14 protein-coding genes are annotated in these 12,396 nt (G+C 73.0%); 8 read left to right on the top strand and 6 right to left on the bottom strand.

The window, feature by feature from the left end; all coding sequences use genetic code 11:
• Window positions 1-7: 7 nt before the first annotated feature.
• Window positions 8-217, bottom strand: coding sequence for an acyl-CoA carboxylase subunit epsilon (locus tag AB0G13_RS13595; RefSeq protein ID WP_357873320.1), 210 nt, complete (start codon window positions 215-217; stop codon window positions 8-10).
• 92 nt (window positions 218-309) lie between these two features.
• Between AB0G13_RS13595 and AB0G13_RS13590 the strand changes: the two genes are divergently transcribed.
• Together AB0G13_RS13590 and AB0G13_RS13585 are read left to right on the top strand one after the other, a co-directional pair.
• Window positions 310-2,235, top strand: coding sequence for a protein kinase (locus AB0G13_RS13590; RefSeq protein ID WP_357873317.1), 1,926 nt, complete (start codon window positions 310-312; stop codon window positions 2,233-2,235).
• A gap of 91 nt (window positions 2,236-2,326) precedes the next feature.
• The gene (locus tag AB0G13_RS13585; RefSeq protein ID WP_357873314.1) at window positions 2,327-2,557 is read left to right on the top strand and encodes a hypothetical protein; all 231 of its coding nucleotides are present in this window, start codon (window positions 2,327-2,329) and stop codon (window positions 2,555-2,557) included.
• A 99-nt stretch (window positions 2,558-2,656) separates the two neighbouring features.
• On the opposite strand, the gene AB0G13_RS13580 is transcribed toward AB0G13_RS13585, so the two are convergent.
• Both AB0G13_RS13580 and AB0G13_RS13575 read right to left on the bottom strand, forming a co-directional pair.
• Window positions 2,657-3,409, bottom strand: coding sequence for a GH25 family lysozyme (locus tag AB0G13_RS13580; protein ID WP_357873311.1), 753 nt, complete (start codon window positions 3,407-3,409; stop codon window positions 2,657-2,659).
• 130 nt (window positions 3,410-3,539) lie between these two features.
• Entirely contained in the window at window positions 3,540-4,085 is a 546-nt protein-coding gene (locus AB0G13_RS13575; protein ID WP_357873309.1) for a Uma2 family endonuclease, read from the bottom strand.
• Window positions 4,086-4,186: 101 nt separating this feature from the next.
• Here AB0G13_RS13575 and AB0G13_RS13570 point away from each other — a divergent pair, with 101 nt between their 5' ends.
• The 4 genes from AB0G13_RS13570 to AB0G13_RS13555 all read left to right on the top strand — a co-directional run bounded on the left by AB0G13_RS13570 (window position 4,187) and on the right by AB0G13_RS13555 (window position 7,352).
• Entirely contained in the window at window positions 4,187-4,930 is a 744-nt protein-coding gene (locus tag AB0G13_RS13570; RefSeq protein ID WP_357873306.1) for a M50 family metallopeptidase, read from the top strand.
• Between the two features lie 17 nt (window positions 4,931-4,947).
• On the top strand, window positions 4,948-5,931 hold the full coding sequence (locus tag AB0G13_RS13565; protein WP_357873303.1) for a 2-dehydropantoate 2-reductase N-terminal domain-containing protein: 984 nt from the start codon (window positions 4,948-4,950) through the stop codon (window positions 5,929-5,931).
• A gap of 61 nt (window positions 5,932-5,992) precedes the next feature.
• The gene (locus AB0G13_RS13560) at window positions 5,993-6,493 is read left to right on the top strand and encodes a SigE family RNA polymerase sigma factor (protein WP_357873301.1); all 501 of its coding nucleotides are present in this window, start codon (window positions 5,993-5,995) and stop codon (window positions 6,491-6,493) included.
• Entirely contained in the window at window positions 6,486-7,352 is an 867-nt protein-coding gene (locus tag AB0G13_RS13555) for a hypothetical protein (RefSeq protein ID WP_357873298.1), read from the top strand. The genes AB0G13_RS13560 and AB0G13_RS13555 overlap by 8 nt, the downstream gene beginning before the upstream one ends.
• 41 nt (window positions 7,353-7,393) lie before the next feature.
• Here the strand turns inward: AB0G13_RS13555 and AB0G13_RS13550 are convergent, their stop codons facing one another.
• Entirely contained in the window at window positions 7,394-8,977 is a 1,584-nt protein-coding gene (locus AB0G13_RS13550; RefSeq protein ID WP_357873296.1) for an acyl-CoA carboxylase subunit beta, read from the bottom strand.
• A gap of 106 nt (window positions 8,978-9,083) precedes the next feature.
• Between AB0G13_RS13550 and AB0G13_RS13545 the strand changes: the two genes are divergently transcribed.
• Both AB0G13_RS13545 and AB0G13_RS13540 read left to right on the top strand, forming a co-directional pair.
• On the top strand, window positions 9,084-9,959 hold the full coding sequence (locus AB0G13_RS13545) for a biotin--[acetyl-CoA-carboxylase] ligase (protein ID WP_357873293.1): 876 nt from the start codon (window positions 9,084-9,086) through the stop codon (window positions 9,957-9,959).
• Between the two features lie 84 nt (window positions 9,960-10,043).
• A complete protein-coding gene (locus AB0G13_RS13540; protein WP_357873290.1) occupies window positions 10,044-10,616 on the top strand; it encodes a PH domain-containing protein in 573 nt (190 codons plus the stop codon).
• 71 nt (window positions 10,617-10,687) lie between these two features.
• Here AB0G13_RS13540 and AB0G13_RS13535 read toward each other — a convergent pair whose 3' ends face one another.
• Window positions 10,688-11,434 carry a GtrA family protein gene (locus tag AB0G13_RS13535; RefSeq protein ID WP_357873287.1) on the bottom strand — a complete coding sequence of 249 codons (747 nt, stop codon included), beginning with the start codon at window positions 11,432-11,434 and terminating at the stop codon, window positions 10,688-10,690.
• A 64-nt stretch (window positions 11,435-11,498) separates the two neighbouring features.
• Window positions 11,499-12,044: a GtrA family protein gene (locus AB0G13_RS13530; protein ID WP_357873286.1), complete on the bottom strand. Its 546-nt coding sequence runs from the start codon at window positions 12,042-12,044 to the stop codon at window positions 11,499-11,501.
• Window positions 12,045-12,396 lie beyond the last annotated feature (352 nt).

Genomic DNA, 12,396 nt, shown 5'->3' with positions numbered 1-12,396 from the left:
GAAATGGTCAGCGGGGCAGGCCGGACGCCCGCCAGGCGCCGGGGCCGGCGGTCGCCGCTCCGACGGGCCGGCCGGAGCGCGCCCAGGCGGACGCGGCGACCGGAGGAGTCGCGGCGGCCGGGCGGGACCGTACGACGATCGCGCCCACCAGCGCGGCCAGTTCCTCGGCGGTGGGGACCCCGCGGACGACCCGGAACAGCGGCTCTTCGGCAGACATGGCGCCAGCGTACGCGTCGGAGAGGTTGACCTTAACCGCACAGTGGCGTGCCGGCGGTGTGAGCGTCGTCGGCTCCGGGTACCGTCTGGGCGATGTCGAACGCGCTGCCCCAACTCGTCGCTGACCGATACCGGCTCCTTTCGCCGCTCGGTCAGGGCGGCATGGGTCGGGTGTGGAAGGCGCGCGACGAGGTGCTGCACCGGGACGTGGCGATCAAGGAACTCGTTCCGCCGCCCAGCCTCACCGACGAGGAGCGCCGCGAGATGCGGGAACGCTCGCTGCGTGAGGCCCGGGCCATCGCCCGGCTCAACCACATCAACGTGGTCCGCATCTTCGACGTGCTGCGCACCGACGGCGACCCGTGGATCGTCATGGAGTACGTGCCGTCGAAGTCGTTGCAGGACACCCTCGCCGAGGATGGCCCGGTGACGCCCGCGCGCGCCGTGGAGATCGGCCTGGGCGTGCTGGCCGCGCTGAAGTCGGCGCACAAGGCCGGCGTGATGCACCGCGACGTCAAGCCGGGCAACGTGCTGCTCGGCGACGACGGCCGGGTGGTGCTGACCGATTTCGGCCTCGCCACGATCCCCGGCGACCCGAACGTGACCCGCACCGGCATGGTGCTCGGCTCGCCCGCGTACATCTCGCCGGAGCGGGCCCGCGAGGGCACCGCCGGGCCGGAGGCCGACCTCTGGTCGCTGGGCGCAACCCTCTACGCGGCGGTCGAGGGCAAGTCGCCGTACGCGCGGCCGTCGGCGATCGCCACCCTGGCGGCGCTCGCCACCGAGCCGATGCCGCCGCCGAAGAACGCCGGGCCGCTCAAGCCGGTGCTCAACGGCCTGCTGCGCAAGGACCCCAAGGAGCGGATCACCGCCGAGGTGGCGGAGAAGTTGCTGCGCCGCGCGGGTGGCAAGCGCACGCGCACCATCCCGCTGCTCGACGGCGTACGTCGGCCGGGGCCGAACGGTCCGCGGGAGCCGCGCCCGCCGTTGGTGCCGGCGCCGCGACCGGCCGAGGGCGCGTCCGACAAGCCGGTCAGCCCGCCGGCGCCCCGCGCGCCGCAGGCGGCGGCCGGGGCCGGTGCGGCGACGGCCGCCGAGGACGCGACCGCGACGGTCTCCTCGGACCTCGCGCCGACCGCGAAGGTCGGAGCGTCCACCTCGGACACGGCCCCGACGGCGAAGGTCGACCCGCCGAAGCCGGCGCTCGACGACACGAAGGCCGAGCCGGTGCAGCCCGCGCCCCGGCGCCCGGCGAATCCCACCTCGGTGATGCCCGCGCCGGTGAGCCCGCCGTCCGGCCGGGCGACGGTCGTCCCGTCCGAGGGTACGAAGCCCGACAACACCCGCCGCAACATCCTGATCGGCGTGCTGGTCGCGCTGCTGCTGCTCGGCCTCGTGGTGATCGTGCCGATGCTGACCAGTGGCGACGGCGGGGACGGCGGCGGCACCCCGCAGGCCGACCCGACCGGCGCCGCGACCACGCAGGGGCAGCCGCAGTCCTCCGCGCCGGCTCCGCCCACGAGCGCCGCGCCGAGCCCGACGCCCTCGGCCACCCCGTCCCCGACGCCGGACGCGCTGCCGGCGGGCTGGAAGCTGCACAAGGACCCGGCCGGCTTCGCGCTGCCGCTGCCGGCGAACTGGGTGCGCCGCGACGTTGGGCAGAACACCGTCGTCTTCGACGAGCCGGGCGGCGTGGGCGAGCTGCTGGTGCAGTGGACCCCCAGCCCGAAGTCGGACGCGTACGCCGACTGGAAGCGGGCCGAACCGGCCCGCAAGGACTACGTGAACAACTACCAGTACCTGAGCATCGAGCGCTGCGACTACTTCAAGACCTGCGCGGACTGGGAGTGGCTGGAGACCCGCGACGGCACCCGGATCCACGTCCGCAACCGGGGCTTCGTGACGGCCAAGAATCGTGGCTACGCCCTGCGCTGGGAGGTCGCCGCGAAGGACTGGCAGGCCAACCTGGCCAACTTCGACCGGATCGCCAAGGGCTTCGTGCCCGACCGCCAGGACTGACCGGCGGGATTCGCGCCCGTTGCGAGATCGACTCGCATGACCTTCCGCCGTACGGGGTATCTGACCTTCACGACGGAAGGGAGGGTACGACATGGGTTACCGACGGAGGGACGCCCGGCCCCGAGTGGCACTGTGGATGCTCGTGGCCCTCGGCGACATCGTCCTGCTGCTCGTCAGCGCCGGCCTGCCGGTGCTGTTCGCACTGCTCAGCGTCGTCACCGTCACCCTCGCCGGGGTGGGTGCCCGGCGGTTCGTCCGGCGGGGCGCGCTCGCCCGCGAGGACGCGGTGACCGCCCCCGTGGCGGCCCGACGGCGGGCCTGACGCCCGCGAGACGCGGCGTGGCGGCAGCCGGACCAGTTGTCGACCGTACGGTGACAACCGATCCCGCTGCCGCCAACTGCCTCCCCAGGCGACTCAGGCTCAGGTGTTGTTGGCCAGCGCGATCAGCCGCGTCCGGTCACCGTTCCAGTAGTTGCGGTCGACTCCGCCGCTGATCCCCGCGACGCTGCCCCGGTCGGTGTACTGCCAGAAGCTCCAGAACGGCGCCCCGGCCGGCAGCGTGCCGACCGTGCTCGACCAGCGGGCGACCCAGAGCGGGTGGTTCGCCCAGGGGGCGGTCCAGCTGCCGGTGCACTGGTTCCACCAGCTCGTGGTGGTGTAGATGACCGCGTAGCGGCCGGTGCGGGAGCGGTAGGTGTTGAGGAAGTCCTGGACCCAGTTCCGCATGCCGGTCGTGCTCAGGCCGTAGCAGTAGCCCCCGGCGTACGGGTTGGCTTCGAGGTCCAGCGCGGCCGGGAGGGTCCGGCTGTCGGCGGACCAGGCGCCGCCGTTGGACGCCAGGTAGTTCGCCTGGATTGCCCCGGAGGAGATGTTGGGCCGGGCGAAGTGGTACGCCCCCCGGATGACGCCGGCGTTGTAGGCGGCCACGTAGTTCGTGTTGAACCTCGGGTCCTTGTAGCTGGTGCCCTCGGTCGCCTTGATGAAGGCGAACTGGATGCCCGCGTTGCGGACGCTGGTCCAGTTGATGGCGCCCTGGTAGTGGGACACGTCGATGCCGGGGGTGGTGGCGGCAGACGCCGGGGCCGCGGTCGCGACGAGCCCCGCCGCCGCGGTGGCCAGGGTCGCGAGGGTGGCGGCCAGCAGCCGCCGCAGGGATGTTCCGGTACGGGTCATGGATGCCTCCAAGGACGCCGGAATTAATAGACGTTCATCTTTGGAGGTAAGTGCCCCGATTGGCAAGGGGGCCAAGGAAATCTTCATGGACGGTGGAAGCCGACCACCGTGCCGGGTGTGTCGCGTCGGTTCAGCGCAGCGCGGCCGGGTCGACGCGCCACCGGATCGGCTCGGCCAGGCTGAGCTCCTCGCCCGGCTTCGCGACCTGGTCCTCGACGTAGTGCGCGCCGTCCAGCCGGTGCAGTCGCAGCGAGTGACCGGCCCCGTCCTGCTCGACCAGCAGGTACCACGGGATCCCCGCGATCGCGTAGAGCTGCATCTTGACCAACCGGTCGGCGGCCGCGTTTCCCGGTGAGACGATCTCGCAGACGAGGACGACCTCGCCCGCCTCGACGACGGTGCCCTCGTCGTCGGTGTCGGCCACCACCACGTCGGGGATGACGATGCGGTCGACACCGAGCCGGACGTTCACCGCCTCGAAGACCGCGAGGGCCGCCGCGGCGTCGTCCAGGCTGTTGGCCAGCAGTCGCGACACCCGCTGGTGCCGCTTGCTCGGGGCAGGGCTCACGATCAGGCTCCCGTCGAGCAACTCGATCCGGTTCGGCGTCTCGCCCATGGCGAGGTACTCGGCCTCGGTCCACAGGCCGACGTGGGGTTCCAGGGGTGCCGCAGTCACCGGCGTCCACCTCCCGCTCCTGTTGCCACCGGATCAGCCTTCCACGATACGGACCGACGAGGACGCAGCGACACAGGTCGGGGCCGGTAGGCTCGCGCCCCATGGTGTCGATCGACGGGCTCGGCGGTCTCTGGGACAAGCTGTTCGCGGCGCAGCCGGACCCCCCGCCCCTGCTGGTGCTGCTGACCGCCGCCGTCGCGCTGGTGGTGGTCAGCACCCGGCTGCCCTGGCGGATCGCGCGCAACGCCATCACCATCGCCCACGAGGGTGGGCACGCGCTGGTCGCCCTGCTCACCGGCCGCCGCCTGCACGGCATCCGGCTGCACTCGGACACCTCCGGGCTCACCCTCTCCGCCGGCCGGCCCACCGGCCCGGGGATGATCCTCACCCTGCTCGCCGGCTACGTCGCCCCGCCGCTGGTCGGGCTGGCCGGCGCGTGGCTGCTCGGCGGCAACCGGATCACCCTGCTGCTCTGGGTCGCCGTGGTGCTGCTGCTGGCCATGCTGGTCATGATCCGCAACGTCTTCGGTGTGGTGTCGCTGCTGGTCACCGGCGGGGTGGTGCTCGCCGTCTCCTGGTACGCCGAGCCCCAGGTGCAGGCGGCGTTCGCGTACGCCGGGGTGTGGTTCCTGCTGCTCGGCGGGGTGCGGCCGGTGGTGGAGCTGCAACGGCTGCGCGCCCGGGGGCGGATGCCCGCCTCCGACGCCGACCAGCTCGCCGGCCTCACCCCGCTGCCCGCGTTCTTCTGGGTCACCGTCTTCGCCCTGGTCAACCTCGTCGCCCTCGTCGCCGGCGCGCTGCTGCTCGCCGGCCCGATCCTCACCGAGGCCGGCCTGACGCCCTGACCGGGCAGAATGGGCCCGTGCGATACGTGATCATCGGGGCGGGCGCGGTCGGCGGCACCATCGGCGTACGGCTGGGGCGGGCCGGCCACGACGTGACCCTGGTGGCCCGCGGCGCGCACCTGGACGCGATCCGGCGGCGGGGGCTGAGGCTGCGGCAGCCCGACGGCGAGACGACCTGGCGCGGGCCGGCCACCGACGGGCCGGGCGACCGTCCGCTGCCCGACGACACCGCCCTGGTGCTCGCCGTCAAGTCGCAGGACACCGAAGCGGCGCTGGCGGCGTGGGCGGACGCGCCGGTGGCCGGCGGCGGTACGGCGGCCGAGCGCCTGCCGCTGTTCACCGCGCAGAACGGGGTGGCCAACGAGCGTGCCGCCCTGCGCCTCTTCGCCGACGTGCACGGCGTCTGCGTCTGGCTGCCCGCCACCCACCTGGAGCCGGGCGTGGTGGTGGCCAACGGCCACCCGCACCCCGGCATGCTGCACCTGGGCCGTCACCCGTCCGGATCGGACGCCACCGACGACGCCGTCGCCGCCGACCTGACCGCCGCGGGCTTCGTCGCCCCGGTGCGCGCCGACGTGCCGCGCTGGAAGTACGGCAAGCTGCTGGCCAACCTCGGCAACGGCCTCCAGGCGCTGCTCGGCCGGGACGTCCCCGACGACCTGCGGCAGCGGATCCGGGCCGAGGGGGTCGCCGTGCTCGCCGCGGCCGGCATCGCGCACACCACGCCCGAGGAGGAGAAGGCCGAACGGGGTGACCTCGTCGACCACCGGCCGGTCGACGGCGAGGAGCGGGCCGGCGGCTCCACCTGGCAGAGCCTGGCCCGGGGCGCGGGCTCGGCCGAGACCGACCACCTCAACGGCGAGATCGTGCTGCTCGGCCGGCTGCACGGCGTACCCACCCCGGCGAACGCCGCCGTCCAGCTCGCGGTACGCCGGGCGCTGCGCGGGCGGATCCCGGCCGGCGGGTTCGACGTGACCGAGCTGGCGAAAATGATCGGCTGACCGGGCAACCGGCGGCACCGCCGGGCGCGTGTCCCCTGCGACCGTCACGGGGAGGTAGCAGGTGCCGGACGTCGACGGGTTCGACGAGTTCTACCGGGGCAGCCGGCAACGGCTGCTCGGCTTCGTCTACGCGCTCACCGGCGACCTCGCCGAGGCGCAGGACGCCGTGCAGGAGGCGTACATCCGGGCCTGGCAGCGCTGGTCGACGGTGAGCGCGTACGAGGAGCCGGAGGCGTGGGTGCGGGTGGTGGCCAGCCGGATCGCGGTCAGCCGGTGGCGCAGCCTGCGCAGCCGGGCCCGCGCCTACCTGCGGCACGGCGCCAACGAGAGCGTGCCCGGCCCGGACACCGCCACGGTCGAGGTGGTCACCGCCCTGCGCCGGCTGCCCGAGGAGCAGCGCACCGCCATCGCCCTCTACTACCTGGTCGGCATGCCGGTCGCCGAGGTGGCCCGGCAGACGGCCGCCCCGGTGGGCACGGTCAAGGCCCGACTCTCCCGGGGGCGCGCCGCGCTCGCCGGGCTGCTCGCCGTCTCTGACCTGGAGGAGGCCGCCGATGCGTGACGAGATGACCTTCGTCGAGCAGGTGCACCGGGACCTGCGCGACGTCCGCTGGCCGGAGCCGGCGGAGATCCGCGCCCGGGCCCGCAGACGCAGCAGGCGTACGGCGCTGGCGGCGGCGGTCGCGGTGCTCGCCGTCGCCTCCACCTCCGCCGTGGCGGTCGGAAACTGGTCCGGGCGGCGGGAGCTCTCTTCGGCGTCCCCGCCGCAGGCGGCCGTGCCGGCGACCCGGGTCGAGATTCCCCCGGCGGCCCTGCTGCAACGGGACGACCTGTCGGCGCGGACGGGCCTCCAACTCAGCGAGGCCGGGCTGGGCGGGACCGTCGACGTGGGCGTGGGCCTGCGCCGGTGCGCGGCCAAGCGCAAGAGCGGTGCGTCGGCGCAGGAGACCTGGGTGAGCCGGTCCCAGACGGTGCTGCGACCGACCCTCGGCGGCGGCGGGGGGCGGCTCGGCGACGTCCTGGTCGTCCAGGATCTGCACCGGTTGCGAGGCGACGGGGCCGCGCGGTTCTTCGAGGGGCTGCGTGGGCAGCTCGCCGTCTGCCGGGAGTGGCGGGAGGTGCGGTCGATCGAGTGGGGCGGCGAGTCCGTCACCGTCGAGGACGTGCACCGCTGGGAGGCGCCCCGGCGCGACTTCGCCGGGGACGAGTCGCTCCTGCTGCGCCACTCCGTCTCGGCGACCCTCGCCCCGGTCGACGGGCAGGCGCCCGGGCAGCCGTCCGTGCCGGACGCGACCGTGGTGGTGCGGGTCGGCGACCTGGTGAGCGTGCTGATCCTGGAGCCGACCACCGAGGCCGAGCTGGTCCGCCTCGCCGGGCTGGCCGCGCGGCGCATGTGCGCCGCCGCCAACCCGTCCTGCTGACCCGCCCGGGGGTGGGTGGATGCCCACCCCGGCCCCGACGGTCAGAGCGGGATGTTGCCGTGCTTCTTCGGCGGCAGGGTCTCGCGCTTGGTGCGGAGCACCCGCAGCGCGCGGACGATCTGGGCACGCGTCTCGTGCGGCGGGATGACGCTGTCCACGTAGCCGCGCTCGGCCGCGATGTACGGGTTGGCGAGGGTGTCCTCGTACTCGGCGATCTTCTCGGCCCGCACGGCTGCCGGGTCCTCGGCGGTGGCCAGCTCCGAGCGGTAGAGGATGTTCACCGCGCCCTGCGCGCCCATCACCGCGATCTGCGCGGTCGGCCAGGCGAAGTTCAGGTCCGCGCCGAGGTGCTTGGAGCCCATCACGTCGTACGCCCCGCCGTACGCCTTGCGGGTGATGACGGTGACCTTGGGGACGGTGGCCTCGGCGTAGGCGTAGATGAGCTTCGCCCCCCGGCGGATGATGCCGTCCCACTCCTGGCCGGTGCCGGGCAGGAAGCCGGGGACGTCCACGAAGGTCAGCACCGGGATGTTGAACGCGTCGCAGGTGCGCACGAACCGGGCGGCCTTCTCCGAGGCGGCGATGTCCAGGGTGCCGGCGAAGTGCATCGGCTGGTTGGCGACGACGCCGACCGGCCGGCCCTCGACCCGGCCGTAGCCGACGACGATGTTCTGCGCGTAGAGCGGCTGGACCTCCAGGAACTCGCCGTCGTCGAGGACGTGCTCGATCACCCGGTGCATGTCGTACGGCTGGTTCGCCGAGTCGGGGATCAGCGTGTCCAGCTCCCGGTCCTCAGCGGAGATGTCGAGGTCGGCGGGGGCGTCGAAGACCACCGGCTCGTCCAGGTTGTTCGACGGCAGGTACGACAGCAGCGCCTTGACGTAGTCGATCGCGTCCTGCTCGTCCGTGGCGAGGTAGTGCGCGTTGCCGCTGCGCGAGTTGTGCGTACGGGCGCCGCCCAGCTCCTCCATCCCCACGTCCTCGCCGGTGACCGTCTTGATGACGTCCGGGCCGGTGATGAACATGTGCGAGGTCTGGTCGACCATCACGGTGAAGTCGGTGACCGCCGGGGAGTAGACCGCCCCGCCGGCGCACGGGCCCATGATCAGGGAGATCTGCGGGATGACGCCGCTGGCCCGTACGTTGCGGAAGAAGATCTCGCCGTAGAGGCCGAGCGAGGCGACGCCCTCCTGGATGCGCGCGCCCCCGGAGTCGTTGATGCCGACGACCGGGCAGCCGATCTTCATGGCCAGGTCCATCACCTTGACGATCTTCTCGCCGAAGACCTCGCCGAGGGAGCCACCGAAGACGGTGAAGTCCTGGGCGAAGACGCAGACCTGCCGGCCGTCGATGGTGCCGTAGCCGGTGATGACGCCGTCGCCGTACGGGCGGGTCCTCGCCAGGCCGAAGTTGGTGGACCGGTGCCGGGCCAGCTCGTCCAGCTCGACGAAGGAACCCTCGTCGAGCAGCATCTCGATCCGCTCGCGGGCGGTCTTCTTGCCCCTCGCGTGCTGCTTCTCGACCGCGCGCGCCGACCCGGCGTGCACCGCCTCGTCGACCCGACGCTCCAGGTCGGCCAGCTTGCCCGCGGTGCTGTGGATGTTGATCCCGGTCTCGGTAGTCACCCTGGGAATATAACGATGGTTCAGGCCGCCGCCGCTGTGCAGTTCGCCTCAGCCCGACCCGCGACGCCCCCGGTCGGCCGGACGGGGGCGGCCGTAGGCTGACGGGATGCCGGGCTCGCCGTACACCGATCTGGACCGCCCGCCGCTGTCGGCGGCGCGGCTGCGGCGGGCGCTGGTCGCCCCGCACGGGCCCTGGGCCCGGCTGGAGCTGCGCGCCGAGACCGGCTCGACCAACGCGGACGTCGCCGAGGCGGCCCGGGCCGGCGAGCCGGAGGGCCTGGTGGTGGTCGCGGAGCGGCAGACCGCCGGGCGCGGTCGGCGCGGTCGGGTCTGGCAGTCGCCGGCCCGGGCCGGCATCGCCACCAGCGTGCTGCTCCGCCCGGGGGAGGCCGTCGCCGACCGTGGCTGGCCGCCCGTACCCCAGACGGGGTACGGCTGGCTGCCGCTGCTCGCCGGCGTCGCCCTGGTCGAGGCGGTGACCCGGCTGGCCGAGCTGGACGCGGGACTGAAGTGGCCGAACGACCTGCTCCTCGGCGACGCGAAGTGCGCCGGCATCCTCGCCGAGGCGGTGCCGGGGTCCTCGCCGGCCCGGCCGCCCGCGATCGTGCTCGGCATCGGCCTCAACGTCACGCTCCGCGCCGACGAGTTGCCGGAGAACCCGACGGGGCTGCCGGCGACCTCCCTGCAACTGGCCGGCGCGGCGGCCACCGACCGGGACCCGCTGCTGCGGGCGCTGCTGCGCGGGGTCGCCGACTGGTACGGCGAGTGGCGCGCGGCCGGCGGGGACGCGGTCGCCAGCGGCCTGCGCGACGCCTACCTGGCGACCTGCGCGACGATCGACCGGCAGGTACGCGTGCTGCTGCCCGGCGGCGAGGAGGTGACCGGCACCGCGACCGGCGTGGACGCCGACGGCCAGCTCCTGGTGGCCACCCCCACCGCCACCCGCGCCCTCGCGGCCGGCGACGTCCTGCACCTCCGCTGAACGCCGACTCCCGCCGCGCGGCTGATCCCTGCGGGTGAGGGGAGCGGTTACGGTCAGCGCGTCCGTTTCTGCGAGGAGGTTCCCGTGGCGTTCCCCGATGACGTGCTCACCGAGGACGAGCACGTCGTACTGCACCTGCACCCGCACTGGAAGGCGCTGATCCGGCCGGTCGCGGTGCTCGTGCTCGCCGTCGCGGCGGTGGTGGCCGGCATGGTCCTGCTGCCCTCCGGCGGGGGCGGCTCGATCGCGCTCGCCGTCATCGGCGGCCTGGCCCTGCTGGCGGTGCTGTGGCTGGCGCTCTGGCCGTTCCTGGTCTGGCGGACCACCCACTACCTCTTCACCAACGAGCGGGTGCTGCTCCAGCAGGGGGTGCTCTCCCGCGACCGGCGGGACATCCCGCTGACCCGGATCAACGACCACGCGATGAACCAGCAGTTCGTGGAGCGCCTGTTCGGCTGCGGGACCCTGACCATCGAGTCCGCGGGCGAGCGCGGCCAGTCCGTCCTGCACGACGTGCCGAGGGTCGGCCAGGTCCAGACCAAGCTCTACGAGCTGGTGGAGGCCCACCACGACAAGCACTCCCTCGGTGACACCGAGATGCGCGACATCCTGGCGGACCTGCACGAGGGAAAGCCGCTGCGCGACCCCACCGCCTGAGACGCCAGGGCCCCGACCGGCCTGGCCCGGATCGGGCGGTCAGGCCGGTCGGGGCCGTGGTGGTGCGTGGGTCAGCGGCGTGGCGGGCGGCGGGTGCTGGCCTGGAGCTCGGCGGCCAGTTCCGCCTCCAGTTCCCGGTCGAGGGAGCCGCCGAGGCCGGCGTCGAGCGGGGCGGGGCGCCCCTGGACCGGGGCCCCCGGGCCCGCCGCCGGCGCGGGGTGGGCGCCGGGCGCGACACGCGGGGCGGGCCGCGCGGAGCCCGGCGGTGGTTCGGACTCCTCCAGCTCGGAGATCGACTCCGCCAGCTCGGCCACCGGGTCCATCTCGGCCATCGTGTCCCACTCGTCGCGCGGGATGCTGTGCCACGTCTCGGCCGCGTGGGCCGGCGCCGGTTGGAAGACGAACGTCCGGTAGGACCAGAACCGGAACAGCGTCGCGAGCAGCACGCCACCGGTCTTGGCCACGTTGAGGGCCAGCAGGCTGGTCAGGCCCAACCCGTACTTGGCGGCGGCCAGGACGCCCAGCTCGATGAGCAGGCCGGCGCCGTTGAAGAGGAAGAAGAGGGCGTACTCGCGCCGCATGGCTGATTTCGGCCGATCGCGGTACGTCCAGTGACGATTCATCAGATAAGACGTGATCGTCGCCACCACGGTCGCGATGACCGTCGCCTTCAGTTGACCGTCGACGAAAACGGTCAGTGCGAGCGCATTGAACACGGCGTAATTGATTACGGTGTTGACGCCGCCGACGATTCCGAACTTGAGCGCCTCGTGGATGAACTTCTGCCAGCGCTCAGGCAGCAGACGGACAAGACGCATGCGGAACACCTTAGGGCAGTGGGCGGGGCCGGCAGGCTCCGGCCGGGACGGGGTGGGCGGTAGGTCACGCCCGGTGGTCTCGGTCGTGCTTCTCTTCCGGAACGGTCGGGGTTCCCGCTTCGACGAAGACGAACCGTCGGTAGGACCAGAACCGGAACAGCGTCCCGAGGCCGGTCCCGACGATGAAGCTGGCGATGTTGTCGGCCAGCGGGGTCTGGAACACCTCCGGCCAGATGCTGCCCAGGCCGTAGCGGCTGACCGCCAGGCAGGCCACGGCGATTCCCAGGCCGACGCCGTTGAAGAAGAAGAACAGCGCGTACTCACGGGCCGGGTTGGAGCGCTTGCGGTGCCGCCACGTCCAGAACCGGTTGCCGACGAACGCGACGGACGCCGCGACGACCGTCGAGATGGTCTTCGCGGTGACCTGCTCGACGCCCCGCACGCTCGTCAGGTAGTTGAAGAGCGCGAAGTCGATCAGGAAGGCGATCCCGCCCACGGTGGCGAACTTGCTCAGCTCGCGGACCAGGTGGCCGAAACGGTCCACCAGCGAGCGGACCAGACCCGGGCGGGTCTGCCGGGAGCCTGGCTCCCCGGTCATCGTCGCGGCCACGACGCGAGCCTACCGGCTCGGGACATCCCGCACGGGTAGCAACGGCGGACCGCCTGTGCGGGTGTGCGCCTGTGGACAGAGCGTAACGAGATCGGGCGGCCTCCGGGGCGGATCGCGGGTTCCGCCGCCGGGACGCGGCCGGCCCGGCCCGTGAGGTTTCCCCACAGGATTTGCGTGAAACTGCGCGTGAAAGCGGGTATTAGCTCGTGATGCCGCAGCGTGCCCGCACCTTGTGCAGTTCTTCACAACCAGTCCCACTGACTGGTGACCTCGCCCGGTTTACGCTGAGGCCAATCCCAGGTTTCCACGAAGGCGACGCATCGCGCCGTCAAGACTCGTGCATCCCATAGAT

It is taken from the genome of Micromonospora sp. NPDC023633, assembly GCF_040640035.1.
In the GTDB taxonomy this organism is placed as follows: Bacteria; Actinomycetota; Actinomycetes; order Mycobacteriales; family Micromonosporaceae; genus Micromonospora.
The sequence above is the reverse complement of the archived record's forward strand: the minus strand, read 5'-3'. Positions and strand labels throughout refer to the sequence as shown.